We start from the raw sequence: 25,905 nt of genomic DNA on the forward strand, positions 1-25,905 counted from the left end.
CGTTCCGAAAGCGCTGTGCGCTTTTGGGCGTTCAGACAGCCTCGACCGTCAGTTCCAAATCGGTGTCGGCCGAACTGACGACGCGCACCTGGGTACCGGCCGGGAGGTCGGGACCGGAGACGCGCCACAGCGTGTCGCCGAGCTTGATGCGGCCGCGGCCGTCCTTGATCGGTTCGGCAAGGGTGGCCATCTTGCCGACAAGCTGCGCGCCGCGCCGGTTGAGCAGCGGCTGGTCGCTCGGGACATTACGTCCGCCAACCAGCTTCTTGCCGGCAAAGGCCGAGACCAGCGACAGCGCCAGGAAGGCGAGGACCTGGACTTCCCAGGTCCAAAAGCTTGCGCCCCAGATGAGCAGCGAAATCAAGCCGATCACCAATGCGGCAATCCCGATCCAAAGCATGAAGATGCCTGGCGCTATGACCTCCATCACCAGGAGGACGAAGCCCAAAACCATCCAGTTCCACGGGCCAAGTTCGGAAATAATGCGGTCGAACATGGGAGTGTGCTCCTATGATCTCAGTTCGCTTGGTCTCAATTCTCGCTCGGGCGAACCACCGGGGGGCGGGCGGCCTGCCGCGCAGCGCCGGCGGTGCCTTCGTTGCGAAACACCTCCTTGGCGATTTCGCTTATGCCGCCTAGCGTGCCGATCAGCGCCGAGGCTTCCATCGGCATCAGCACGACCTTGCTGTTGTTGGCGGTGCCGATCTTGCCCATCGCCTCGGTGTATTTCAGCGCCACGAAGTAGTTGAGCGCCTGCACGTCGCCCTTGGAGATCGCTTCCGACACAACCTGGGTGGCGCGCGCTTCGGCCTCGGCCGAGCGTTCGCGCGCCTCGGCGTCGCGGAAGGCGGCTTCCTTGCGGCCTTCAGCCTCGAGGATCTGCGACTGCTTGAGACCTTCGGCGGCAAGGATCTGCGCACGCTTGTTGCGTTCGGCCGTCATCTGCCGGCCCATCGATTCGATAAGGTTGGCCGGTGGATTGATATCCTTGATCTCGACGCGGGTGATCTTGATGCCCCACGGATGCGCCGCTTCGTCGACGACACGCAGCAAGCGCTCGTTGATGGCGTCGCGGTTGGACAGCAGTTCGTCGAGGTCCATCGAGCCCATGACGGTACGGATGTTGGTCATCGTCAGGTTGAGGATGGCGTTCTCGAGGCCGGCGACCTGATAGGCGGCCTGCGCAGCATTGAGGATCTGGTAGAAGGCGATGCCGTCGACACCCACTATAGCGTTGTCGCGGGTGATGATTTCCTGGCTCGGAACGTCGAGCACCTGCTCCATCATGTTCATCTTGGCGCCGATACGGTCGACGAACGGCACGATGAGGTTGAGGCCGGGGCTCAGTGTTTTGGTGTAACGGCCAAAACGCTCGACGGTATAATTATAGCCTTGCGGGATTGTCCTGATGCCTTTGATAAGAAGCACCAACACCAGAAAGGCAAGCGCACCAATCGCAATACCGAAACCGCTGAAGTCCATTTAAATCTCCCTCAGACGCCGGCCATGGTGTTGATTCCATGCAACCGACTTCACCAAACACTTAGGTGTGTTTCAATAATGTTACAATCAGGTGATCGCTGATTATTAGTGCATAGACGACCGCAACAGTGGCGGTCGATCGCTGCAACGTGGCGGCCTCAGATCCAACCCGACAGCTCGCGCCGGACCATCGCCTCGATCACCGCCATGCCTTCTGCACTGTCGTTGAGGCATGGGATGTGGGCGAATTTCTTGCCGCCGGCATGGTGGAAGGTCTCGGCCGCCTCGCGGCCGATTTCGTCCAGCGTCTCGATGCAGTCGACCGAAAATCCCGGATTGACGATGGCGATCGATTTCACCCCATCCTTCGCCAGTTTCTCGACCGTCTTGTCGGTGTAGGGCTGCAGCCATTCCTGGGCGCCGAAGCGGGACTGGAAGGTGATGATCAGTTTCTTTTCATCCCACCCCAGTCGTTCACGCAACAGCCGTGTCGTCTTCTGGCAGTGGCAGTGATAGGGATCGCCCTTCTCGAAATAGGGCTTCGGGATGCCGTGATACGAGGTGATGACCACCTCCGGCTCGAAATCGAGTGTCGTCAGATGCTGCTCGATCGAACGCGCCAGCGCCTCGATATAGACCGGCTCGTCATAGTAGGGCGGCACGCTACGAATCGCCGGTGCCGCCCGCATCTTCATCAGCGCGCGAAAAAGCTGGTCATTGGCGGTCGCGGTGGTGGTCGCCGAATATTGCGGATAGAGCGGGAACGCCAGGATGCGGTCACAGCCCTGCTCGACCAGCCTTTGCGCGACGCTCGCGGTCGACGGGTTGCCGTAGCGCATCGCCCAGTCGACGACGACATCAGGCAGGTCGCGGAGCGCCTCCGCCAGCTTCTCGCTCTGGGCTCGGGTGTAGGTGCGCAGCGGCGACTCGTTCTTCTCCTGGTTCCAGATCCTGGCGTAATTGGCCCCGGACTTCTTCGGCCTCGTGGTCAGCACCAGCCCGTAGAGGATCGGGTACCAGATCGCCTTGTTGAGCTCGATGACCCGCGGATCGGACAGGAATTCACGGAGATAGCGCCACATCGGCTTGAAATCGGTGCCGTCGGGCGTGCCGAGATTGACCAGCATGACGCCAATCTTGCCGGCCTTTACCGGCGGATGTCCAGCCGGCAGCGGGCCGAGCGCTTTCGCTGCTTTGGGATCAATCGTCATGGCGGTTCTCCGGACACGGCGTGAAACTAATGACGCCGCGCCGGTTTTCAATGCCACGTCTGGCCGCACCTCTCGGGAAAAGCAACACCCGCCCGGCTGACCGGACGGGTGTTGCGGATTTCTGCCGGCTCTAGTTGGCCGCCGGCGGGATGGTCAGGGTCGCGCCGACAGGCAGCCGGCGTGGCTCGTAGCCCTTGTTGGCCTCGGAGATCACCTTCCATTTGGCGCCGTCGCCATAAGCCTTCTTGGCTAGGTCCCAATAGGTATCGCCGGCAACGATGACGTGGCTGGCCTCGGCCGGCTTTGCCGGCTCGGCAGGGGCAGGCGTTGCGGGAGCGGGAGCTGCCTCAGCCGGTTTGGCCGGTTCGGTCGCCGACGCCGCCGGGGCGGTTTCCGCGGGGACAGTCGGAGGCGTGGTGGTGATGTCGCCAGAGCCTGCCGGCAATGCGGGCATCGCCGGCTCCGCCTCGGCCGGTTTTGCCGGCTCAGCTGGAGCAGGTGCCGGTTCAGCAGGTTTTGCCGGTTCGGCGGCCGGGGCAGCCGCCACGGTTGCCGCGACCTCGGTGATGCGACCGTCGAGCTTCGGCGTATAGGGCCGATGCGCGGCGAGATAGTCGGCAACCACCTGTTCCAGGCCGGGGCCGTAATCATAGGCGTTCTTGGCCTTCTCGGCGAAGACCTTGTAGCCGTCGCCGCCCTGGCGGACGTAATTGTTGGTGGCGACCAGATAGTCCTTGTCCGGGTTGATCGGCGCCCAGGCGCCGCCTTCCATCACCTCGACCGACTTGACGCGGCCGGCATTGGGCGCGACCGACTTGTCGAAAGAGTATTTGAGACCTGCCACCTGCGGGAAGCGGCCGGCGCCGTCCTCGACCTGGCTGACGCCGTTTTCCAGCCCGGCAACCAGATCCTTGCCGGAAATCTGGAAGGTCGCCAGCGTGTTCTGGAACGGCAGCACGGTCAGCACCTCGCCCATGGTCACGGTGCCCTTGTCGATCGAGGCACGCAGGCCGCCGCCATTGGAGACGACGATCTCGACACCCTGTCCCTTGACGCGGTCGAGGATGGCGTCGGAAACGAGGTTGCCCATCGCGCATTCCTTGGTGCGGCAATTCTCGCGGCTGCCGTCGACGGCCTCGGCGGTCTCGGCGACTTCCTTGTTCTTCAGCGCCTCGATCGGCGCGCCGAGTTCCTTGATACGGGCAAGCACGGCAGGGTCGGGGGTGATCGACTTGTCGAGGAAGATCGGGTCGCCGCTGGCTTCCTTGACGACGCCATTGTCGTCGAACACGACCTTGAACTCACCGAGATATTTCGAATAGGAGGCCGCCTGCACCACCGGTACCTTGGAGCCGTCAGGGTTGTCGACCATTGTTGGGTAGGGGCCTTCCGCCTTCGGATCGGTGTTGGACAGAAGCGAATGGCTGTGGCCGCCGACCACCACGTCGATGCCGGGGATCTTGGCAATGACATCGCGCTCGCGCCTGTAACCGATATGAGTGACGGCGATGATCTTGTTGACGCCTTGCGCCTTCAGCTTCTCGACCTCGGCGGTGATCGACTTGACGTCGTCGGCGATGGTGATGTTGGGGCCGGGCGAGGCGAGTTCCGGCGTGTCGTTGGTCACGGCGCCGACGATGCCGATCTTCTGGCCGCCGACCTCAAGCACGATCGACGGCTTGATCTTGCCCGCGGCGCCGGACTTGTCATTGGCCACGACATTGGCGCTGACGATCGGGAATTTCGCCTTGTCGAGGTAAGGCACCAGCGCGCTCTCGCCATCGTCAAACTCGTGGTTGCCGAGCGTTACCGCGTCGGGTTTGATCTGATTGAGAAATTCCTCTTCCGCAGCACCCTTGTAGGTGATGTAGAACAGCGATCCCTGGAAGCTGTCGCCGGCATTGAGCAGCAGCACATTCTGGCCTTCGAGCTTCTTGCGCTCCTGCGCGATCGCTGTGACCAGCCGGCCCGCACCGCCAATGCACTCACCCTTGGTCTCCTCCTCGGCCGAGCAGGTCGACTCGTATTTGTTGTTGCCTTCGATGCGGCTGTGCCAATCGTTGAAATGCAGGATATTCAACGTGTAGTCGGCAAAGGATGGCACGGCCGACAGGCCGAGCGTCGAGGCAGAAAGGGCGGCAATGGCGGCGAGCTTCTTCATCTTCGTCTCCCGGATGGACCTGGTCAAAGCGTTTAACGCTCTTGCTAGACTGCAGGATAACAGCCAGCTTTTGGTCATGTTCCCATCGCGGTTATGGCGATGCAAGAAGAATCAGGGCGGGCGAAATCGGCATCGGTTTGCCGGCATAAAAAAGGCGGCGGCCTCGTGCCGCCGCCTTTTCGCAAGGCCGTATGAGATAAGCTCAGCTGCGCCTGGTCAGCACGAAGTTCTGGCCAGCGGAGCTGGTGCAATTCAGCTGGTTGATCGACACCAGCAGGCAGTTGAAAGCGATCGGCTGCTGCCGGATCAGCGAAGTGCCGTTGATCTCGACAGAGGTGGCGCCGGTCTTGGTGTAGCTGCCATCGGCGAACTTCTCGCCGGTCTCTGCCGAAACAGTGGTGAAGACGCCGCCGCTCAATGTCGAGACCGCCTTGCCTTCGGCGTTCAGCCAGGACCCTTCGACGCCTCGCGGCTGCGATGACATCGGTGGCCCGTCGGAACCGCCGGTGGTGCAGGCGGCAAGCATCGTCGCAAGAGCGCCCGCCGCGCCCGCCGAAAGAATTTTGCGCGCAATCGTCATATCAAATCCTCTCCCTGGCGCATCGACCCCAACCGCAATGGAAGGCACGATGTGCGTGGCCTCAAGTTTCCAGAGCCTTCCCACGTGCGCCCAAATGGGCGCACACTGCTCTCGTCCGCATCCCTTCAATCGCCCGATTTCCGGGCGATTGCAAGGCAGTGAGGCAGGGTTACAGATCCGCTATCGGACGAGGATGTTGCGGAATTGCCACGGGTCGTTTTTGTCGAGGTCCTCGGGGAATAGACCCGGGCGATTATCCAGCGGCGTCCAGTCGGTGTAGTAACCCTTGACCGGTCCGAGATACTGCGACTGCACTTCCAGGCAGCGTTTGTAGTCCATCTCGTCGGCCTCGACGATACCGGCCTCCGGGTTTTCCAGCGCCCAGACCATGCCGGCGAGCACGGCCGACGTGACCTGCATCCCGGTGGCGTTCTGGTAGGGCGCCAGCTTGCGGGCTTCCGCCAGCGACAGCTGAGAACCGTACCAGTAGGCGTTCTTGCCGTGGCCGTAGAGCAGCACGCCGAGTTCGTCGACGCCGTCGACCAGCTCGTTCTCGTCAAGCACGTGATGCACGGGCTGTGCCTTGCCCGCGGCGCCGAACATTTCGTGCAACGACAGCACGGCGTCGTTGCAGGGGTGATAGGCATAGTGGCAGGTCGGGCGGTAATGGACCTTGCCCTTCTTGCCGCGCACGGTGAAGAAATCGGCGATCGAAATCGCCTCGTTGTGCGTCACCAGGAAACCGTATTGCGCGCCCGGCGTCGGGCACCATGAACGCACGCGGGTGTTGGCGCCAGGCTGTTCCAGGTAAATCGCGGCCTTGGAGCCATCCTTGTGCTTCTTGCCGTTCTTCGGCATCCATTTCTCATGCGTGCCCCAGCCGAGCTCGGCCGGCTGCAGCCCTTCCGAAATGAAGCCCTCGACCGACCAGGTGTTCCAGAACACGTTCATCGGCTTCGGCTTCTTGGTGCGCTGGGTGTCGCGCTCGGCGATGTGGATGCCCTTGACCCCGGCCTTTTTCATCAGCTTGGCCCAGCCGTCACGGTCGTCCTGCGTCGGTTCGGAAAATTCGAGGCCGAGATCACCGGCGAGGTTCAGCAACGCCTGCTTGACGAACCACGAGACCATGCCCGGATTGGCGCCACAGGTCGAAACCGCCGTCGCACCGCCGGGCTTGTCGTGCTTTTCCTTGATCATGGCTTCGCGCAGCGCGTAGTTGGTGCGGCTGGCATTGTCGGCCTTGGTGTCGAAATAGAAGCCGAGCCACGGCTCGACGACGGTGTCGATGTAAAGCACGCCGAGCTTGCGGCAGAGCCGCATCAGGTCGACCGAGCCGGTATCGACCGACAGATTGACGCAAAAGCCCTGGCCGCCGCCATTGGTCAGAAGCGGGGTCAAAAGCTTCTTGTAGTTCTTCTCGGTCACGTGCTCCTGGACGAAGGCGATGCCGCGCTCGTCGAGCAGCTTGCGATCGGTATCGAGCGGGTCGACGACCGTCATGCGCGACTTGTCGAACTTGAAATGGCGCTCGATCAGAGGCAGCGTTCCCCGTCCGATCGAACCAAAGCCGATCATCACGACAGGGCCGGTGATTTCACCGTAAACGGGCCAGTTTTCATTCGCCATTTTATCGAGCACTCCTTCAAAAAACCCAGGAAACTGGGGGCAAAACACGCGCAAAACCGGGCGTTTTCGCCCGGTGACCATGCGCTACATCACAGATCATTGTCACAAACCAGCGAAAAGCGCCAACCCGCTTCTAGCCGTCAGTGGCCATGTGGTTAAGGACGCCGATCAGCCGGTCGCGGTCGGCGGTCATGCCCTTATAGTCGAGTTGAGCCTCATCCAGCGCCTGCAATTGCGCCGCGAAAGAGGTGGCAAGCGTTGCCCGCTCAGGGTGCCGCGCCAACACGGCCAGCGGGTCGAGATGGATGCGGATGGTGAACAGGATATCGTGCGAAACCGGCAGTTTGCGCAACGTCTGGCGCTCGACGCGGATGAAGGCGTGGGCGTTGACGTCGCCGTCTGGAAACCGCGAAGGCCGGTTGGTGGCGCGGTCGATGCGCTCGACATTGGACAGCGGATGATAGAGCGCGCCGCCGGCCTGGATCGACCAGTTGAAGCGCTCGACGGCCTGACCCTGCAGGCCATCGAACATGCGGTTGATGAGCTCGGCCGGCCTGGTGCCCGGACCGAAGCCCGGCACCGGTGCGTGAATCTCCTGCAGCGGCCGCCCGAATTTTTCGAGCAGCGACCAGGATGACGGGAAGCACAGTGAGCCGGCGGCGAGCCGCCAGCCGCTGTCTTCGCGGCGCATCAGGATCAGGTCTTCCTGGACGAGCAGCGAGGCTGCGACCAGCGGGGCATCGGGGAAGGCGTCGGAGTCGGCTTTGGCGCCAATGACCTCAACCCCGGCACTGGTGCGCCGGTAGATCTCGGGAAATGTCACCAGCAGATGTGCTTCGATAAGGTCGCGCACTTCGCGTTGGGCGTAGCGCGTACCGTCCTCCTCGACAAACACCTTGTCGGGAATTTCGGCATAGAGCCGCCGCTTCTCGGCGAGATGATCGACAAGATGCCCATCGACCTCGATCCATTTGTCGAGCTCGAGCGGCTTCAGCCCGATCGTGAAGAGCTTTGAGGAGCCATCATAGGGCGTGTGAGTGGGCTGACGAGAATTCATGCTTGCTAGAAAGTGTCCAATGCCCGCGGTCATTCTCGCAGCCGCTTCGTATCAGGCCAATGTTGCCGGGATCAAGCCGCGCAGGGAATTGCCGACGAACAGCGTCTTGGCGGATTTCAAATCATCAAAGCTGTAGATCGCTTCCTGGGCACGGCCTTCGTCCAGCAGCTCGGCGCGCAATACGCCAGGCAGCAGGCCGCAGTCGAGCCGGGGTGTCATCAGCACGCCATTGCCGAAATCAGCGAAGATGTTGGTGATGGTGCCTTCGCAGATTTCGCCGCGCTCATTGGCCAAGAGCACCTCGTCGGCGCGCGTAGGGAGGTATTCGGCACGGGCATGGGTGTAGACCTGCCGCCGGCTGGTCTTGTGGCGCAGCAGCGTATCGCTGGACGACAGTCGCACCCGCGCCAGCTGCAGCCGCCAGACCTTGTCGGCGGCGAGTGGCTCGTAGAGCTGAGCCGAGGCGGTCGTCTCGCCATTGCGCTGCAGGACAAGACGGGTGCGCAATGCCGTCTGCTGGCGGCCCACGGTCTTCGCCAGCACATCGCCAATCCGTTGCGGATCGCAGGCAAAGCCCAGTTCTTCCGCCGAGCCGTAAAGGCGCGCGAGGTGACGGTCGAAGCGCAGGAAGCCTTGACCCGGCTCCCAGCGCATGGTCTCGATCAGCTCGAAGTGGGCGGTGTTCCCGTCGCGAAGCGCGCCTTCAACAGACACTCTTGATACTCCTCCTCGGCCGTCGAATCGAAGACGACACCGCCGCCGACGTTGTAGACGGCCTCGCCGCTGGAAAAGAGCGAGATGGTGCGGATCGCCACGGAAAAACGCATCGTGCCGCCGGGCGCGATCCAGCCGATGGCGCCACAATAGACGTCACGCGGCGTGGCTTCCAGATCGTGCAGGATTTCCATGGCACGGATCTTTGGCGCACCTGTGATCGAGCCGCAGGGAAACAGGGCGGCGAAGATCTGGCGGATGCCGAGATCAGGCAACAGCTTTGCCCTGACGCGGCTCACCATCTGGTGGACGGTCGGGTAGCTCTCGATGCGGAACAGTTCCGGGACCTCCAGCGAGCCGACCTGGCTGATCAGCGAAATGTCGTTGCGCAGGAGGTCGACGATCATCCGGTTCTCGGCCTGGTTCTTTTCGTCATTGCGCAAAAACATCTTCAGCCGGGCGTCCTCGGCCTTGGTGGCGCCACGCGGTGCGGTGCCCTTCATCGGATGGGTTTCGATCATGCCTTCGGTGTCGATCTCGAAGAACAGTTCGGGCGAGCGCGACAGAACGATGGGATCACCGAGCGAAATCAGCGCGCCGTATTTCACCGGCTGGCGACTGGTCAGCGCATCGAAGGCGGCGAGCGGATCGCCAGACCACTGCGCATGGATCGGAAAGGTCAGGTTGCCCTGATAGCAATCGCCCTTGCGGATGTGGTCGTGAAGGCGCGCAAAGCGTTCTGCGTAGTCCCGCTCCGACCAGACGGCTCTGGCGTCGAAGATCGGGCCGTTGCTGGTCGGCGCATTGTTGTGTGGCACCGCCTGTTCAACCGGGCGGTCGAACACGCCTAGGCAGACCAGCGGCGCGCGCCGGTCCTCGGGCAGCAGCGGCACCAGTTTCGGCTCGAGCAGGTAGCCGGCTTCGTAGGAGAAATAGCCCGCCAGCCATTTGCCGGCGTCTGATGCCGCCTGCGCCGCCGCCAGTGCCGGCAGGAAATCCTTGGCATTATAGGCGACGATGATGTCGGCCGGGCGGTCGAAGACCAGCTGACGGCCGCTTTCGTCGTTGCGGAAAATGGCAGAGGGCAGAGGCATGGGGCTCGGAGCTGCGGTCGATGACGCCAGAACCGCTCTATATGGGGGGCGGGCGGCGTGCAATCGAGGGAGCGGCGTCGCAGGGCGCAAAGACGGCGGCGCTTGCGAAAACAAAAGCGGCGCCCCGAGGGCGCCGCCCTGTCGGCCCTATTGCCGATGATCAGATCAGGTGTTGTTGGCAGTCCCGGCGGTCGGGAATTGGCGCGCGAATTCCGTCTCGTCGCCGGCGGCAAGCAGCTTGGCCTGCTCGATCCACTTTTCGCGTGCGATGCGGCCGTCGAAATTCAGCGTGTCCTCGATGCGCTTGACGTCGGCCGCCGTCCAGGCGGCGATCTGGGCATAAGTCGTGACACCAAGGCCCTTGAGCAGCTTGTCGTTGACCGGGCCGATGCCGATCAGCCGGCGCAAATTGTCGGCCTTCCCAGCTGCCGGGGCGGCCTTCTTGGGGGCTGCGGCGGGCTTTGAAGCGGCAGGCTTCGGAGCGGCGCTCGCCTTGGCAGCCGCGGGTTTGCTGGCAGCCGGTTTGGCGGCCGCGGATTTGGCCGCAGCTGGCTTGGCGGCAGGTTTGGCCGCCGCAGGTTTGGCGGGCTTCGCGGCCGGAGCGGACTTGGCCGTTGCCGGTGTCGACAACATCGCAGCCGGCGCCGCGCTGGAAGGCTTGGCCGATGGAGTAGACGTTTCACGCAGCCGGCGCTCGAGATCGGCGCGGGTCTTGCCGCAAGCGTCGAGTTCGCCTGTCAGGCGGTCGGCATCGGCGCGCAGCCTGTCGCGCTCGCTGCGGGTGCGGTCGAGGTCGCCGCGCAGGCTGTCAAGCTCACCGCGCAGCCGGCCCCAGATAAACCAGCCAACCAACAAACCTACAAGGAACGCCAGGACAATGTAGAAGAAGGTCATGGTCTCTCTCCAGTCGGATCCGTCCGCCGCCGCCTAAAGTCATGACCTTGGCGGATCGGATCATCCAATGATGGTTCGGCGGTTCAGGGAACAGCCGGTCTATCCGACTGCCGGCGTTCGGCTTCCCGCCCATTGCCAACCGTCGCTGTCGCATCCGCCAGACCGCTGCCAAGGGCCGGGATGCTGTCCGGCCTGAGCCGCGCGCCCGGCTGAGCTTCAATCGGAAAGGCTATCATACGGATTCCGGAAAGCTAACGGAAAATTTCGCCCGAGAGTTCTTCAAGAACAGATATTTAGAACAAGAACAGAGCTACCGTCACATGCATTCCGGCTAAACTGTTCTGCGATTTCGCAAAGTCGAGACCGCCGCCGAACCTTTCGCTCCGCGCTACTGGTCCAACGGCTCCGTAGCATCAACTGTCGAGCGCTTCCAACTCGTCGATCAGGCCGCCGATCACGCCAAGGCCGATCTGCCAGAAGGCGGGGTCGGTGGCATCGAGGCCGAAGGGAGCGAGGAGCTCGGAGTGATGCTTGGTGCCACCGGCACGCAGCATTTCGAAATACTTGTCTTGAAAGCCGTGCTCGGCATTCTGGTAGACCGCGTAGAGCGAGTTCACCAGGCAGTCGCCGAAAGCATAGGCGTAGACGTAAAAGGGCGAGTGGATGAAGTGCGGGATGTAGGTCCAGAAGACCTCGTAACCCTCGCGCAGCTTGATCGCCGGCCCCAGGCTTTCGGCCTGTACCTCGAGCCAGAATTGGCCGAGCTTGTCGGAGGTCAGTTCGCCGTTCTTGCGCTCGGCATGCACCTTGCGCTCGAACTCGTAAAAAGCGATCTGGCGCACGACCGTGTTGATCATGTCCTCGACCTTCTGGGCGAGCATGGCCTTGCGTTCGCGCTTGTCGGTGGTCTGGTCCAGCAGCGAACGGAAGGTCAGCATCTCGCCGAAGACGGAGGCCGTCTCGGCCAAAGTCAGCGGCGTCGAAGCCATCAGCGCGCCCTGGCCGCCCGCCAGCACCTGGTGCACGCCGTGGCCGAGCTCATGCGCCAGCGTCATCACATCGCGCGGCTTGCCCATGTAGTTGAGCAGCACATAAGGGTGCGCCGAAGGCACGGTCGGATGGGCGAAGGCGCCGGGCGACTTGCCGGGCCGCACCGGCGCGTCGATCCAGTTGCGATCGAAGAAAACACGAGCGATCTCCGCCATATCAGGGGAAAAGCGCTGATAGGCCGACAGCACCGTGTGCCTGGCGTCATCCCAGCGGATCACCGCCTGCGGGGTCTCGGGCAAGGGCGCGTTGCGGTCCCAGTGGTTCATCACATCCATGCCGAGCCAGCGCGCCTTCATCGCATAGTAGCGGTGCGACAGGCGCGGATAGGCCTCGCGTACGGCCGACGCCAGCGCATCGACCACGCTGCGCTCGACGCGGTTGGCGAGATGGCGTGAATCGGCGATGTCCTCGAAGCCGCGCCAGCGGTCGGAAATCTCCTTGTCCTTGGCCAGCGTGTTGGTGATCAGGGTGAAGGTGCGCAGGCTTTTGCGGAAGGTGGTGGCCAACGCCTCGGCGGCACGGCGGCGGACCTCGCCATCGGCGTCCTGCAGGCGGTTCAGCGCCGGTTCCAGCGTCAGCTCCTCGCCGTCTATGTCGAAGCGCAGATCGGTCATCGTCTCGTCGAACAGCCGGTTCCAGGCGCCGCGCCCGGTGATCGACTTTTCATGGAATAGCTGCTCGACCCGGTCCTCGAGCTGGTATGGCTTGTCCATACGCAGATCGAGCACCCAGGGCCGGTAGTGGGCAAAGCTGGCATCGGCGGCGAGGGCTGCTTCCAGCGCCTTGTCGTCGATCAGGTTCAGTTCCAGCGCGAAGAACAGAAGATGCGCGCTGGCGTCGGTCATCTTCTCCTGGATGTCGCCATAGAGCTTGGCGCGCTGCGGATCGGCGGTGTTGCCGGCATAGACCAGACCGGCATAGGAGACGATGCGGCCGATCAGTTCCTCCAGCGCCTCATAGGCGGCCAGCGCCTCACCCAGCTTGCCGGCGCTGCCGCGGCCAGCCTCCGCGGCCAGCGTGCCCTTCCAGCGGTTCTCGAAGGCGACGGCGTCGGCGGCCGCCTTGGCGATGTCGCGCTTCAGTTCAGGCGCCTCCATGCCGGAATAGAGATCGGCGAGGTTCCATTCCGGCAGGTCGCCGAGCTCCGCCGCGCCCTGACCGGACGCTGCCGCCGCAAGCTGCCGACCGAGAATCCTGCGCATCAACAATTACCTTCTGGGATCAAGGGGAAGGATAAGCCGATCAAATCCTAAGGAATTCATTCACCGGGTTTTTTGAAACCTTGTTTAGAACCCTGTGCCAGGATGATCCATGGGAATTTCCCGGGCGGACAACTCAAATCAGTCATGACAGGTTCCATTCTCATAGTCGATGACGATCCCGTGCAGCGCAGGTTGCTCGAGGCGGCGGTGACGAAATTCGGCCACAGCGCCATCGTCGCGGATGGCGGCGAGGCCGGCCTGGCGGCCCTCGACGGACCCAATGCGCGGGATGTGTCGGCGGTCATCCTCGACCTTGGCATGCCCGGTCTTGATGGCATCGGCGTGCTGAAGGCGATGCGCGAGCGCGGCATCACCGTTCCCGTCATCGTGCAGACCGCGCAGGGCGGCATCGAGACGGTGGTTTCGGCCATGCGCCATGGCGCTTTCGATTTCGTCGTCAAGCCGGCATCTCCCGACCGGCTGCAGACCGCGATCGGCAACGCGCTCAAGGTCGAGGCGGTCGAGGATGAGGTCAAGCGCACGTCGCGGCGGCGCGGCGGCCACCTGACCTTCAAGGACATGATCACGCACAGTCCTGCGATGGACCGGGTTATCCGCCTTGGCCAGAAGGCGGCGGCCTCCAACATCCCGATCCTGATCGAGGGCGAATCGGGCGTCGGCAAGGAACTGGTGGCGCGCGCCATCCAGGGCACCGGGGATCGTCGTTCAAAACCCTTCGTCACCGTCAATTGCGGCGCCATTCCCGACAATCTGGTCGAATCGATCCTGTTCGGCCACGAGAAGGGCTCGTTTACCGGCGCCACCGACAAACACACCGGCAAGTTCGTCGAGGCGCATTCGGGCACTCTGTTCCTGGATGAAATCGGCGACCTGCCGCTCGACGTACAGGTGAAGCTGTTGCGCGCCGTACAGGACGGCGAGGTCGATCCGGTTGGCGGCCGTGCCACGGTGAGGGTCGATATCAGGCTGATCTCGGCCACGCACCGCAACCTTCTGCAACAGGTCAAGGACGGCAAGTTCCGTGAGGATCTGTTCTATAGGCTCAACGTCTACCCGATCGTCGTGCCGCCGCTGCGCGACCGGCGCGACGACATCCCCTATCTGGTCAAGCATTTCATGGACAAGGTGGCGCCTGCGGGCAATCGCCTGCACGGCATTTCGGACGCCGCACTGGCCATGCTGCAGGCTTATGACTGGCCGGGAAACATCAGGCAGCTGGAAAACGCCGTGTTCCGGGCCTCGGTGCTTGCCGAAGGCGATGTGCTGACGCTGGACGAATTCCCGCAAATCCGGGCGCAGGTCGATGGCACGATCAACCTCGATGCCGACGCGTCCCTGTCGGACCCCGGCATGGCGTGGAGCGAATCGCAAGGCGATAGCGCGCAGACTGATGACGTTGGACCTGTCGCTGCCGAGCTAGAGCCTCCCGCCAGGTTGCAGTCGCGTTTCGGCACGCTGAGGGCGCTGGACGAGCGCGGCAATGTGCGCGCGCTGGCCGATGTCGAGCTCGAAATGATCAAGCTGGCCATCGACCACTATAACGGCCAGATGAGCGAGGTTGCCCGGCGTCTCGGCATCGGCCGCTCGACGCTCTACCGCAAGCTCAAGGAGTACGGCATCGACCCGGAAACCGGCCGCCTCGACCGCCTTGCCTCTTGAAAACAGTATTCCACAGCTTGCCGGCATAAGGCCGGGACCAGCTTGCCAGGCAATATTCCGCACTGCATAAGGAGTTGGGGCAGGAATATGGCTGGTGCGAACAGCGCTGTTCACGCATTAAGGCCAATGGTAACAGATCGTGTAGCGGTAAAAGGCTGAATCTTGATCTAAACCAGCAGTTTACCAAGAAATCCTGTGTATTATTTTTGACGGGATATCGCCACGGTGTTACCGCATTTCGGCTTCAATAAGCGATGATTAACCATTAGGATCGATATTCGGATGTGAGAACCACGCATCCGTTTGGACAAATCCGGGGACAAACGGCAGCCTGCAAGGCCTTTTGATTTGAACAAAGTCGAACGACACAGAAACGGGCGGCACTATCACATTGGCGTCTGGCCGAGATGGCTGGCAGCGGTGATTGTTGCGTTCGGTTTCCTTGCCGCAACTGCTGCCGGCGCCAGCGCTGAAACGCGCTCGCTCAAGCTCTATCACCTGCACACGCACGAAAAGGCCGAGATCGTCTACAAGCGCAATGGCCGCTACGATCCGGAAGGCCTCAGGAAGATCAACATCATCCTGCGCGACTGGCGTCGCAACGAACCGACGAAGATGGATCCGCGCCTGCTCGACCTGGTGTGGGAAGCCTACCGGCAGGCCGGCGCCACCGACTACATCCAGGTCGTCTGCGGCTATCGCTCGCCGGCGACCAACTCGATGCTGCGCAGCCGCAGCCGAGGCGTCGCCAAGGAAAGCCAGCATATGCTGGGCAAGGCGATGGACTTCTACATTCCGGGCGTGCCGCTGAAGAAGCTTCGCAACATCGGCCTCAAGATGCAGGGCGGCGGCGTCGGCTATTATCCGTCGTCCGGTTCGCCCTTCGTCCACATGGATGTCGGCAATGTGCGCCATTGGCCCGGCATCAGCCGCCAGGAACTGGTCAGCCTGTTTCCAAATGGCAAGACGCTGCATGTGCCCAGCGACGGCAAGCCCCTGCCGGGCTATGAGCAGGCGATGGCAGCCTACAAGGCGCGCAAGGGCGCCGGTTCCCCGGCCATCATGATGGCCAGCGCTGGCGGCAGCACCAAGAAATCCGGTGGCTTCCTGTCCGCTTTCTTTGGCGGTGGCGGCGAAGACGAAGCCGACGACAGCGCCGATGTCGCGACCGCCGCGCCGTCGCCGAGAAGCGTGAAGCCGGTCCTGACTGCCAGGAGCAACAACAACAACGACAGCAACTTGCCCGGCATCGCGATCGTGTCGCCGCAGAACGCCAAGCGCGCCAATATTCCGCAGCTTGCCGACGACAGCGCGGACGATTCGGGGCCGCAGCAGGATACGCCGGAGACGATCATCGCGGCGCTGCCGGCCAAGGAAGTGCCGCTGCCCGATTTTGCACCGCGGCCGAAAGCCGATGTCGGTGCGCAGCAGCCTGAGACTGTGCCGTTCGGCATGGCAGATGCCACCACCGAACAGACGGTGGTAACAGCGCAGGCGCCGGCCAATGTGCCGTTCGGCATGGCCGATGTGAGCAACGCCGACCAAGGGGCTGCCGCTCCGGCGCAGGTTGCGGTCAACGTCCCGTTGCCGACCTGGCGTCCCGACCGCTCTACGCCGCCGGCTGAGCTTGCGGCGCAGGACAAGAGCGTGCTGCTGGCGCTGGCCGATTCGGCTGCCCACAAGCAGACTGCAACCGATGCCTTCTCGGTGCTGCCGTCGCAGCGTCCGGATGAGGTCAAGGCCGTTCTTGAACAGGCCAGCGCCACCGATGCCGCAGGTGTTACCGACGACTATCAGGTTGCCTCGCTCGAGCCGCGCTCGGCTTTCAACGACCCGTCAGGTGTCGATGCCGCATCGCCGCGCGGCGCCATTGCTGCCCGCCCGGCCGGTTCCGATCCGGCTTCGGCGATTGGCGCCGGTGTAAAGACGACGCGCAAGGAAGCGAGAGCCTCGGCCCGCGACCTGAAGCCAGGACCGAAGGCCGTTGTCATCGCGGCCGAACCGCAGGCGGCGCGCTGGGCGCTGAGCAGCGGCGACAATATCGCCACCGTTTCCAGCCCGACGACTGCGCCGCGCTATGCCTACAACATCGTGCATACGCCGCCGAGCGAAGTCTATACCGCAGGCTTCCAGGCGGACAACCAGATGGCCGGCGCCAACCGCTTCACCGGCAATGCCGTAAAATTCCTTTCGGTCGCCCGCTTCCAGACAAAGTAAGGGCCTCGACCGGACAGACATCGAAGCCGCGCGGGCTACCTGCGCGGCTTTTGCTTTTCAGGGCCGCCGACTATCGATACATCCTTGGGACTGGCTTCCAGCGTCCCGGAATGCTAACCACCAGCCTGCATTCCCGCTTCGTCTAATGGTAGGACAGCGCCCTTTGAAGGCGTGAATCGTGGTTCGAGCCCATGAGCGGGAACCAACTCTCGATCCAAGACCTCTTGACCGCTATGCCACGCCCATCCCAGGCGATCACGCGTGGCTGAACTTCTCGACAAGAAGCACTGCCGATCCAAATGGGTCACGACCTGGCGGCATCACCAGAAGATCGTGAAGAAGATCACGGTCTGCAACTGGCCGTATTTTCGGAAGCAGAAGACCCGGTCGGCGCAAGCCGGTCGGTTTTTGTGCCGAGAGCAATTCCAGAATTGTGAGACGGTTTTCCCGGGAAAAGCGCGGAGGCGCTTTCCCTTGGGAATTGCGCAAAGGCAAAGTAGCGGAGGTTACTTTCCGAGCTTGCTCGCGGCCCTTGCGAGCGCCTCGACCTCGTCCCATTTGCCGCCCTTGACCAGTTCGTCCGGCGCTACCCAGGAGCCACCGACACAGACAACGTTGGGCAGGCTGAGATAGTCAGCGGCGTTCTTGGCCGAGATGCCGCCGGTCGGGCAGAATTTTACGTCGGCCAGCGGCGAGGCGAAAGCCTTCAGCGAGGCGATGCCGCCCGATTGTTCGGCCGGAAAGAATTTCAGGAAACGCAGGCCGGCCTCGCGGGCGGCCATGATTTCGCCCGGCGTGATGGCGCCCGGCAGCAAGGGAACGTCGCTGTCCTTGGCCGCCGCTAGCAGCTCGCGCGTGATCCCGGGGCTGACGATGAATTTCGAGCCGGCGGCGGCGGCCTCGTCGAACTGCTTGGCATCGAGAATGGTGCCGGATCCGACAATGGCGCCCTCGACCTCGCCGGCGACGCGGCGGATCGCTTCCAGGGCATCGGCGGTCCTCAGCGTGATCTCGATCGCCGGCAGGCCGCCAGCGGCGAGCGCCCGGGCAAGCGGCACGGCGTCCGCGACATTGGCGATCTTCAGCACCGGGATGACCGGCTGGCCGTTGAGCAGCGACAGGAGCTTTTCGGTCTTGCTGGGCATTGGCTTGTCTCTCCGGGGGATGATTTCAACCGATTAGCAGAAGGCAGATTCCGAGTCCACGAAAGCCGGCCTGCCGCGTTGTCACATCTGTCGGCCCATGAGCCACTCAGCGAATGCCGACAAGGCTTTGTCGGCTTTGCCTTGAATCCGCTTTGACCACGGTTTAGTGGCTTGGCGATGACCACCCATGAACCTGTGCGCGTCGCCGCGCTCTACAAATTTGCAGCGTTGGGCGACTTCGACACGTTGCGGACCGTGCGGACGCCGCTCGCCGCCTTCTGCTGCGGCCGCGGCATCAAGGGCACGCTGCTTCTGGCGCAGGAAGGCATCAACGGCACGGTCGCCGGCAGCGAGACCGATATTGCCGATCTGATCGCTTATCTGGAGTCCATCGAGGGTCTCGTCGGCCTTGAGGTCAAATACAGCACCGCCGCCGAAATGCCGTTCCATCGCATGAAGGTGCGGTTGAAGCGCGAGATCGTCACCATGGGCGTCGAAGACCTCGATCCGGCGACGGGCGCCGGCACCTATGTCGCGCCGGCCGACTGGAATGCGCTGATCTCGGATCCCGGGACCATCGTGATCGATACGCGCAATGCCTACGAGGTGTCGATCGGCACTTTTGAGCGCGCCGTCGATCCACAGACATCGAGCTTTCGCGAATTCCCAGCCTGGGTGGAAAAGCATCGCGATGCGCTCGATGGCCGCAAGGTCGCGATGTTCTGCACCGGCGGCATTCGCTGCGAAAAGGCGACGGCCTATGTGAAGTCGCTCGGCTTCGAGGATGTGTTCCATCTCAAGGGCGGCATCCTCAGATATCTCGAAGAGGTGCCGGCCGAAGAAAGCCTTTGGCAAGGTGAGTGCTTCGTGTTCGACGAAAGGGTATCGGTCTCGCATGGGCTGACAGAGGGCGAAGCCGAACTCTGCCGCGCCTGCCGGCATCCGCTGACACCCGAGGAAAGGCTGTCACCGCATTATGCTGCCGGCGTGTCATGTCCGCACTGCTTCGAGGCCCGCTCGGACGAAGATCGCACCCGCTACGCCGAGCGCCAGCGCCAGGTCGAACTGGCGCAGGCGCAGGGCAGGGGGCACATCGGAAGCTAGCTCGGTTTCGCTGGGCTTCGGTCACCAGGCGACGGAATAGCGGTCGATCACCCATAGCCACCTGCCATCGGCCTGCCGGCGCGCAACCTCTGAGGTCACCGTGCCGTCGGGAAGCCGGGTCGAGGTCAGCGCCAGGGCGCCGTTGATGGCCGCCGGTCGCTGCTCCCCACGTTGGAATTTGCGACCGGTCGCGGCAAATGCTTCGAACAAAGCTCGGATGGCGTCATGGCCGCGCGTCAATTCCGCCTCGCCGGTGTCGATGATGGCATCGGCTTCGAACAGCGCCACCATTCCGTCAATGTCTCCCACCCACTGCCGGTCAATCAGCAGGCGCTCAAGATCCTGCGGATCGCGCGCCGGCTGGCGTTCTGTCTCGTCGATCACGGCGAAGCTCCTCCCTCGTCACGAAGGGCGCGACACTAGCGCAAGCCGCTACCCATTTCGACACATAGCAATCCAGTTTTCGAAAAGCCGCATTGCTGGCAAAGCGGCCGTCCGTCATTGTAATGTCAACAAGCGGGACCTACGTCTGCAACGTCCAAAACCTGCTCGTTCTTATCAGGCACGAGCCCTTTTCTGGAGGCACCATGTTCGACCCCAAGAAGCTTCTCGACGACCTGCTCGGCTCGCAAGTCCCCGGCACCACCGGCACCGTCCGCGACAAGGCAGGACAGGCCGTGCAGATGGCCAAGGACAATCCGCTGGCCGCCGGTGCGCTGGCCGCGGTGTTGCTTGGGACGGGAACGGGACGCCAGGTGACGGGCACCGCCATCAAGCTCGGCGGGTTGGCCGCGATCGGCGGTCTCGCTTACAAGGCCTACCAGAACTACAAGGCCGGCAATGCCCCCGAGCAGGCGCCAGCGGCCGGGACGTCAGGGGCAGGCGGTCCGGAATTGCTGCCGCCGCCCGCCGACACCGCCTTTCATCCTTCGCAGGCGCCGCAGGGCGAGGACGAGTTCACGCTGACCCTGGTGCGGGCGATGATTTCGGCGGCCAAGGCCGACGGCCATGTCGACGACGAGGAGCGCGAAAAGATCGCCGGCAAGCTCAAGCTCGCCGGCGTCGGTTCCGATGCCGAAAAATTCCTGCTGGCCGAGCTGGACAGCCCGCTCGACCTCGACACGCTGGTCGCCGGCGCCAAGACCGATGAGCAGAGGCTCGAGCTCTATACGGCGTCGAGGCTGGCCATCGATCCCGATACGCGCGCCGAACGCGGCTATCTCGACCTGCTCGCCGGCCGGCTCGGCCTGCCGGATGCACTGGTCGACCATGTCGAGGCGACGGTATCGGCGGCCAAGGTGCCGGTCCCGGCGGGGACCGCGCCGAACCCGCGCTGGTAGCCAGCGCGGCCGCGTGGCTGAAGCAGAGCCGCCGGGCCGGAAAAATGCGTTAACGTCTCGTTTACCGAGGAAGCGCATGATTCTAACAGTCGGATCGGCTTATCCTCCTCCCAAGCCCGGTTCAGATCGGGGCGGTCGCCAATGACCGCCCTTTTTGTTCAGCCGATCACCAAGTGTTCGGCTTGCCATGATCCCCGTCATTTGCGATGGCTCGGTGCATTCGGATGCATCCCGATGTACGCCGGGGATGCGCGGCGCGCAGGAGCAAAATCATGACAGCCCTCACAGAGAAAACCGCCATCGTCACCGGCGCCGGCACCGGCATTGGCAAGAGCGTCGCCACCGCGCTGCTCAAGGCGGGCTGGAACACCGTGTTCTGCGGCCGCCGCAAACAGGTGCTCGACGCCGCGATCGCCGAAGCCGGCAGGACGGACGCCAAGGCATTGGCGGTTGCCTGCGACATCAGCAAGCCTGGTGAAGTCGACGATCTGTTCGAGACGGTGGCGGCAGCCTTCGGGCGCGTCGACCTGCTCTTCAACAATGCCGGCATGAGCTACAAGTCGACGCCGATCGACGAAATCCCGGTCGAGGTCTGGAACGACATTGTCGGCGTCAATCTCACGGGATCGTTCCTGTGCGCCCGCGCCGCTTTCGGCGCCATGCGCAGACAAAAGCCGATGGGCGGCCGCATCATCAACAACGGCTCGGTCTCGGCCTATGCACCGCGGCCGGGCTCCGTGCCCTACACGGCGACCAAGCATGCCATCACCGGGCTGACCAAGACGCTGGCGCTCGACGGCCGGCCCTATGACATCGCCTGCGGCCAGATCGACATCGGCAACGCGCTGACGGACATGGCGCAGGCCATGACGGTCGGCGTGCCGCAGGCCAACGGCTCGATCGCCGCCGAGGCAGTGATGGACGTCCAGCGCGTCGCCGACGCCGTCGTCCACATGGCCAGCCTGCCGCTCGACGCCAATGTGTTGTTCATGACGGTGATGGCGACGAAGATGCCGTTTGTGGGCAGAGGGTAGAGCAGCCGGTTCGCGAAGCGAATTCATCGGGCCAGTGGCACGATGAAAGGCCAGCGAACGCCGGGACGCTGCGAAGCAGCGGGGACCCGGCCGGGCGGCCGTGACTACTTCTTCAAAAAAGCCTCGATCCGTTCCAGCGCGCGCAAGATGTTCTCCTCGGAATTGGCGTAGGAGAGCCTGATATAGCCTTCGCCGAGAATGCCGAAATCGGGGCCGCCGATCAGCGCGACACCGGCATCCTCGAGCAGCGCCGAGGCAAGTTTCTTGGCTTTCCAGCCGGTCTTCGAAACATTGGGGAAGGCGTAGAAGGCGCCCTTGGGCGTGATGCAGGAAACGCCGGGCAGCGCATTGAGGCCTTCCACCACAATCTTCCTGCGGTTGTCGAAGGCGCGCATCATCTTGTGGACATCGTCCTGCGGGCCGTCTATGGCCGCGATGCCGGCGAACTGGCTGGGGGCGTTGACGCAGGACCAGCAATTGACGGCCAGCTTGCGCACCTTGTCGTAGAGGTGGGCGCCCTTGTCGCCGTTTGGCCAGATCGACCAGCCCATGCGCCAGCCGGTCATCGCCCAGGTCTTCGACCAGCCATTGAGCACGATCAGCCGGTCGCGGATTTCGGGGAAATTGAGCAGCGAAAAATGCGTCTCGCCGTCATAGGTCATGACGTCGTAGATCTCGTCCGACAGAACCGCGACATGCGGGTGCTTCTCCAGGCCCTTGATCAGCTTCTCGATCTCGGCGCGCGGGGTCACGCCGCCGGTCGGGTTGGCTGGCGAGTTGAGGATCAGCAGCCTGGTCTTCGATGTGATCAGCGCCAGCGTCTCCTCAGCCGAGAAGGCAAAGCCGTTCTCCTCGCGGATCGGCACCGGAATGGGGGCCGCGCCGGTGAATTCGATCATCGAGCGGTAGATCGGAAATCCTGGATCGGGATAGAGAATTTCGGCACCCGCTTCGCCGAACATCAGGATGGCCGCGAACATGGTCGGCTTGCCGCCGGGCAGGATCATCACATTCTCGGCCGAGACCTCGACGCCGGTCGTGGTCAGCGTGCGCCGCACCACGGCCTCGCGGGTCGCCAGAAGGCCGTTGGCCGGAGTATAGCCATGGTGGCCGTCACGCAGCGCCTTGATCGCCGCCTCGACGATGTGCTGCGGGGTTTTGAAGTCGGGCTGGCCGATGCCGAGATTGACGATGTCGCGGCCCTGTTGCGCAAGCGCCGTGGCCCTCGCGAGCACCGCAAAGGCGTTTTCCTCGCCGAGACGGTCGAAGGCCGAAATCGTGTGGAGCATTTTTCCCGTCCGTGTGGTTCTTGCTGTTGGGATGCGGTTTTGTGAGCCTCGGCTCGCAAAAGTCAAACGGATTGGAGTTTTTGGTGTCGGAAAATCTCAAAGACTGGCAGGCGCGCCCGCGACCCGAGCGCAAGCCGATTGACGGTCGCTATGTCCGGCTCGAACCGCTGAGCGCCGAAAAGCATGGCGACGGCCTCTACGAAGCGTCATCCGTGCCCGACATCGACGGCCGCTTTGCCTGGCTGCCCGATTATCCGCCGCAAACCCGTGCCGATTTCCAGCCATGGCTGGACAAGGTCGAGGCGAGCGAGGATCCGCTGTTCTTCACCGTCATCGACAAGGCCAGCGGCAAGGTGGCCGGGCGGCAGACGCTGATGCGCATCGACCCGGCCTATGGCGTCATCGAGATCGGCAACATCTATTGGGGGCCGCTGATCTCGCGCAAGCCGGCGGCAACCGAGGCGCAGTTCCTGTTCATGAAGTACATTTTCGACGGGCTCGGCTATCGCCGCTACGAGTGGAAATGCAACCACCGCAATGAACCCTCGAAGCGCGCGGCGGAGCGTTTCGGCTTCAAGTTCGAGGGCATTTTCCGCCAGCATCTTGTGGTCAAGGGCGAAAACCGCGATACCGCGTGGTACTCGATCATCGACAAGGAGTGGCCGTCCTTGCGCAAAGCCTATGAGGCATGGCTCGATCCGGCGAATTTCGATGGCGAAGGCCGACAGAAGCGGCGGCTCGAGGATTTCCGCGCCGAGTTGGGGGCGTAACAGGAGTTTTCCGATGGCGCACAGCCATGATCACGGTTCGCATGCTGGCCACAGCCACGGCGCCGGTCATGTGCATGGCTCGACCGACAAGAAACGCGTGCTGGTCGCAGCCTGCCTGACCGCGGGCTTCATGGTTGCAGAAGTGCTGGGCGGCCTGCTGACGGGATCGCTGGCGCTGCTGGCTGACGCCGGCCACATGCTCGCAGATTCCATCGCGCTCGGCCTTGCCTGGTATGCCTTCCATCTGGGCGGACGGCCGGCGACGGTGCGCCTCACCTATGGCTTTGGCCGGGTCAAGACGCTGGTCGCCTACACCAACGGCATCGCCATCTTCGCCATCGCGCTGTGGATCGTCTACGAGGCCTGGGGCCGCCTGATGACGCCGGCGCCGGTGCTTGGCGGGCCGATGCTGGTGGTGGCGATCGCCGGCCTTCTAGTCAACATCGCGTCGTTCTTCGTGCTGCATGGCGGCGACCGCGACAGTCTCAACATGCGCGGCGCCATCTTGCATGTGCTGGGCGACCTGCTCGGCTCGGCGGCGGCGATCGTGGCTGCGCTGGTGATCCTGGCTACCGGCTGGACGCCGATCGATCCGATCCTGTCGGTGCTGGTCTCGGTGCTGATCCTGTCCACCGCCTGGTCGCTGATGCGCGAAGCCGCCCATGTGCTGCTCGAAGGCGTGCCGGCAAGCCTCGACCGCGACCTGATCGCAAAAGATATTGCCGGCACCGTCAAGGGCGTGCGCGAGGTGCACCACATGCATGTCTGGTCGCTCGACGGCTCCAGCAACATGGCGACGCTGCATGCCTGCCTCAACGATGGCGTCGATCCGCATCAGGCGGTCAGCGCCATCAAGAAGCGGCTCGCCGCCGAGCACGGCATCAGCCACGCCACCGTCGAGCCGGAATTCGGCCAGTGCGCCGACAGCCATGACGATCACGATCATGACCACGACCATGGTGCGCTACCGCATCACGGCCATTATCACTGACAGGAAATTTCATGGCATTGGCATCCAGGTCGACGGGTTTCCGCAATGGCGGGACGGCATGATGGATCGCGACACGCGAAACGCGCTGATTGCCGCAGCCTGGATCATGCTGCTGTTCGGCATCGCGGCGTTCTATCTGCCGACGGTGATGCTGGCCGTCGGCAATATCTCGACCGTTCTTGCCGGCATCGTCGGCATCGGCTTCGTGCTGGCATTCTTTCTGGTGTTCTGGTTGCGGGGCCGCAGCCGGAACAAGGGCAAATAAGAGGCTTTTCGAAATGCGCATCCTGATCACTGGTGCGGCCGGCATGGTCGGCCGCAAGCTTGTCGCCCGGCTGGCCAAGGACGGCACGCTCAACGGCCGCAAGATCACGGCGCTCGACCTTCACGACATCGTGCCGCCGCAGGCGCCGGCGATGGAGGGCGTCAGTGTCAGCACCCACACCGGCGATCTGGCCGAGGCCGGCGCTGCCGAAAGCCTGGTCGCCTCACGCCCCGACGTGATGTTCCATCTCGCCGGCATCGTTTCGGGCGAGGCGGAAGCCAATTTCGATCTCGGCTACCGCGTCAACCTCGACGGCACCAGGGCGCTGTTCGACGCGGTCCGGCTGGCAGGCTTTGCGCCGCGCCTCGTCTTCACCTCGTCGATCGCCGTGTTCGGGGCGCCGTTCCCCGATGTCATACCGGACGACTTCCATCCGACGCCGCTGACCTCCTACGGCACACAGAAGCAGATGAGCGAGGCGCTGCTGGCCGACTATTCCAGGCGCGGCTTCTTCGACGGCATCGGCATAAGGCTGCCGACCATTTGTGTGCGGCCCGGCAAGCCGAACAAGGCGGCCTCAGGCTTCTTCTCCGGCATCATCCGCGAGCCGCTCAGCGGTCAGGAGGCGATCCTGCCGGTGCCGCGTTCGGTGCTGCACACCCATGCCAGCCCGCGCTCGGCGGTCGGCTTCCTGATCCATGCCGCCGGGCTCGACGGTGCCGCCGTCGGGCCACGCCGCAACATCACCATGCCCGGCGTCGCCGTCACCGTCGGCGAGCAGATCGAGGCGCTGGAGCGCATTGCCGGCGCCGAGGTGGTGAAGCTGATCCGCGAAGAGCCGGACGAGACGATCTGGGCGATCGTCAAGGGCTGGCCGACGCGTTTCGAGGCTAGGCGCTCAAGAGACCTCGGCTTCAGCGCCGAGAAGAGTTTTGACGAGATCATCCAAGCTCATATCGAGGATGAACTTGATGGGAAGATTGCGGGTCAGGCCTGACC

The 25,905-nt window shown here is 63.3% G+C and carries 24 protein-coding genes and 1 tRNA gene; 11 read left to right on the plus strand and 14 right to left on the minus strand.

Annotated features, from left to right (window positions below; translation table 11 throughout):
- Positions 1-31 precede the first annotated feature (31 nt).
- From ACWTU9_RS08260 to ACWTU9_RS08310, 11 genes are all read right to left on the minus strand, one after another.
- Positions 32-496, minus strand: a complete 465-nt coding sequence (locus ACWTU9_RS08260; protein WP_181057460.1) for an NfeD family protein — start codon at positions 494-496, stop codon at positions 32-34.
- A gap of 35 nt (positions 497-531) precedes the next feature.
- Complete coding sequence (locus ACWTU9_RS08265; RefSeq protein ID WP_455857875.1) at positions 532-1,482, minus strand: SPFH domain-containing protein; 951 nt, start codon at positions 1,480-1,482, stop codon at positions 532-534.
- 158 nt (positions 1,483-1,640) lie between these two features.
- Positions 1,641-2,693 carry a ferrochelatase gene (gene hemH, locus ACWTU9_RS08270; protein ID WP_455857876.1) on the minus strand — a complete coding sequence of 351 codons (1,053 nt, stop codon included), beginning with the start codon at positions 2,691-2,693 and terminating at the stop codon, positions 1,641-1,643.
- Between the two features lie 130 nt (positions 2,694-2,823).
- The gene (locus ACWTU9_RS08275; RefSeq protein WP_455857877.1) at positions 2,824-4,854 is read right to left on the minus strand and encodes a 5'-nucleotidase C-terminal domain-containing protein; all 2,031 of its coding nucleotides are present in this window, start codon (positions 4,852-4,854) and stop codon (positions 2,824-2,826) included.
- Between the two features lie 202 nt (positions 4,855-5,056).
- Entirely contained in the window at positions 5,057-5,434 is a 378-nt protein-coding gene (locus ACWTU9_RS08280) for a hypothetical protein (protein WP_454574512.1), read from the minus strand.
- 180 nt (positions 5,435-5,614) lie between these two features.
- A complete protein-coding gene (locus ACWTU9_RS08285) occupies positions 5,615-7,060 on the minus strand; it encodes a homospermidine synthase (RefSeq protein WP_455857878.1) in 1,446 nt (481 codons plus the stop codon).
- A gap of 133 nt (positions 7,061-7,193) precedes the next feature.
- Entirely contained in the window at positions 7,194-8,117 is a 924-nt protein-coding gene (locus tag ACWTU9_RS08290) for a heme-dependent oxidative N-demethylase family protein (RefSeq protein WP_455857879.1), read from the minus strand.
- 51 nt (positions 8,118-8,168) lie between these two features.
- Positions 8,169-8,831, minus strand: coding sequence for an aminotransferase class IV family protein (locus tag ACWTU9_RS08295; RefSeq protein ID WP_455857880.1), 663 nt, complete (start codon positions 8,829-8,831; stop codon positions 8,169-8,171).
- A complete protein-coding gene (locus tag ACWTU9_RS08300) occupies positions 8,780-9,925 on the minus strand; it encodes an aminodeoxychorismate synthase component I (RefSeq protein ID WP_455857881.1) in 1,146 nt (381 codons plus the stop codon). Before ACWTU9_RS08300 ends, ACWTU9_RS08295 begins: the two co-directional genes overlap by 52 nt.
- 165 nt (positions 9,926-10,090) lie before the next feature.
- Positions 10,091-10,819: a proton-conducting membrane transporter gene (locus tag ACWTU9_RS08305; RefSeq protein WP_455857882.1), complete on the minus strand. Its 729-nt coding sequence runs from the start codon at positions 10,817-10,819 to the stop codon at positions 10,091-10,093.
- A 413-nt stretch (positions 10,820-11,232) separates the two neighbouring features.
- Positions 11,233-13,071 (minus strand): M3 family oligoendopeptidase, encoded by a 1,839-nt coding sequence (locus ACWTU9_RS08310; RefSeq protein WP_454574518.1) that lies wholly within the window; start codon positions 13,069-13,071, stop codon positions 11,233-11,235.
- A gap of 144 nt (positions 13,072-13,215) precedes the next feature.
- Here ACWTU9_RS08310 and ACWTU9_RS08315 point away from each other — a divergent pair, with 144 nt between their 5' ends.
- The 4 genes from ACWTU9_RS08315 (at position 13,216) to ACWTU9_RS08330 (ending at position 17,405) form a co-directional block, all read left to right on the plus strand.
- Entirely contained in the window at positions 13,216-14,751 is a 1,536-nt protein-coding gene (locus ACWTU9_RS08315; RefSeq protein WP_455857883.1) for a sigma-54-dependent transcriptional regulator, read from the plus strand.
- Between the two features lie 390 nt (positions 14,752-15,141).
- On the plus strand, positions 15,142-16,968 hold the full coding sequence (locus ACWTU9_RS08320; RefSeq protein WP_455857941.1) for a DUF882 domain-containing protein: 1,827 nt from the start codon (positions 15,142-15,144) through the stop codon (positions 16,966-16,968).
- A 131-nt stretch (positions 16,969-17,099) separates the two neighbouring features.
- Positions 17,100-17,173 (plus strand) — tRNA-Gln (locus tag ACWTU9_RS08325).
- A 94-nt stretch (positions 17,174-17,267) separates the two neighbouring features.
- Positions 17,268-17,405: a hypothetical protein gene (locus ACWTU9_RS08330; RefSeq protein ID WP_455857884.1), complete on the plus strand. Its 138-nt coding sequence runs from the start codon at positions 17,268-17,270 to the stop codon at positions 17,403-17,405.
- 69 nt (positions 17,406-17,474) lie between these two features.
- On the opposite strand, the gene ACWTU9_RS08335 is transcribed toward ACWTU9_RS08330, so the two are convergent.
- Positions 17,475-18,113 carry a 2-dehydro-3-deoxy-phosphogluconate aldolase gene (locus ACWTU9_RS08335; protein WP_455857885.1) on the minus strand — a complete coding sequence of 213 codons (639 nt, stop codon included), beginning with the start codon at positions 18,111-18,113 and terminating at the stop codon, positions 17,475-17,477.
- 177 nt (positions 18,114-18,290) lie between these two features.
- On the opposite strand from ACWTU9_RS08335, the gene trhO reads away from it, so the two are divergent.
- Entirely contained in the window at positions 18,291-19,217 is a 927-nt protein-coding gene (trhO, locus tag ACWTU9_RS08340; RefSeq protein WP_455857886.1) for an oxygen-dependent tRNA uridine(34) hydroxylase TrhO, read from the plus strand.
- Positions 19,218-19,238: 21 nt separating this feature from the next.
- On the opposite strand, the gene ACWTU9_RS08345 is transcribed toward trhO, so the two are convergent.
- Positions 19,239-19,601 carry a YybH family protein gene (locus ACWTU9_RS08345; RefSeq protein WP_455857887.1) on the minus strand — a complete coding sequence of 121 codons (363 nt, stop codon included), beginning with the start codon at positions 19,599-19,601 and terminating at the stop codon, positions 19,239-19,241.
- A 203-nt stretch (positions 19,602-19,804) separates the two neighbouring features.
- On the opposite strand from ACWTU9_RS08345, the gene ACWTU9_RS08350 reads away from it, so the two are divergent.
- Together ACWTU9_RS08350 and ACWTU9_RS08355 are read left to right on the plus strand one after the other, a co-directional pair.
- Positions 19,805-20,557 carry a tellurite resistance TerB family protein gene (locus ACWTU9_RS08350; RefSeq protein WP_455857888.1) on the plus strand — a complete coding sequence of 251 codons (753 nt, stop codon included), beginning with the start codon at positions 19,805-19,807 and terminating at the stop codon, positions 20,555-20,557.
- A 272-nt stretch (positions 20,558-20,829) separates the two neighbouring features.
- Positions 20,830-21,591 (plus strand): SDR family oxidoreductase, encoded by a 762-nt coding sequence (locus ACWTU9_RS08355; RefSeq protein ID WP_455857889.1) that lies wholly within the window; start codon positions 20,830-20,832, stop codon positions 21,589-21,591.
- A 104-nt stretch (positions 21,592-21,695) separates the two neighbouring features.
- On the opposite strand, the gene ACWTU9_RS08360 is transcribed toward ACWTU9_RS08355, so the two are convergent.
- Positions 21,696-22,880, minus strand: coding sequence for a pyridoxal phosphate-dependent aminotransferase (locus tag ACWTU9_RS08360; RefSeq protein ID WP_455857890.1), 1,185 nt, complete (start codon positions 22,878-22,880; stop codon positions 21,696-21,698).
- An 83-nt stretch (positions 22,881-22,963) separates the two neighbouring features.
- On the opposite strand from ACWTU9_RS08360, the gene ACWTU9_RS08365 reads away from it, so the two are divergent.
- From ACWTU9_RS08365 to denD, 4 genes are read left to right on the plus strand one after another with little or no spacing between them, the layout of a single operon-like run.
- Positions 22,964-23,650, plus strand: a complete 687-nt coding sequence (locus ACWTU9_RS08365) for a GNAT family N-acetyltransferase (RefSeq protein WP_455857891.1) — start codon at positions 22,964-22,966, stop codon at positions 23,648-23,650.
- A gap of 13 nt (positions 23,651-23,663) precedes the next feature.
- The gene (locus ACWTU9_RS08370; protein WP_455857892.1) at positions 23,664-24,641 is read left to right on the plus strand and encodes a cation diffusion facilitator family transporter; all 978 of its coding nucleotides are present in this window, start codon (positions 23,664-23,666) and stop codon (positions 24,639-24,641) included.
- 58 nt (positions 24,642-24,699) lie between these two features.
- Positions 24,700-24,906: a hypothetical protein gene (locus tag ACWTU9_RS08375; RefSeq protein ID WP_455857942.1), complete on the plus strand. Its 207-nt coding sequence runs from the start codon at positions 24,700-24,702 to the stop codon at positions 24,904-24,906.
- A 13-nt stretch (positions 24,907-24,919) separates the two neighbouring features.
- The gene (gene denD, locus ACWTU9_RS08380; protein ID WP_455857893.1) at positions 24,920-25,903 is read left to right on the plus strand and encodes a D-erythronate dehydrogenase; all 984 of its coding nucleotides are present in this window, start codon (positions 24,920-24,922) and stop codon (positions 25,901-25,903) included.
- Positions 25,904-25,905: the final 2 nt, after the last annotated feature.

Source organism: Mesorhizobium sp. 128a, from assembly GCF_053848025.1.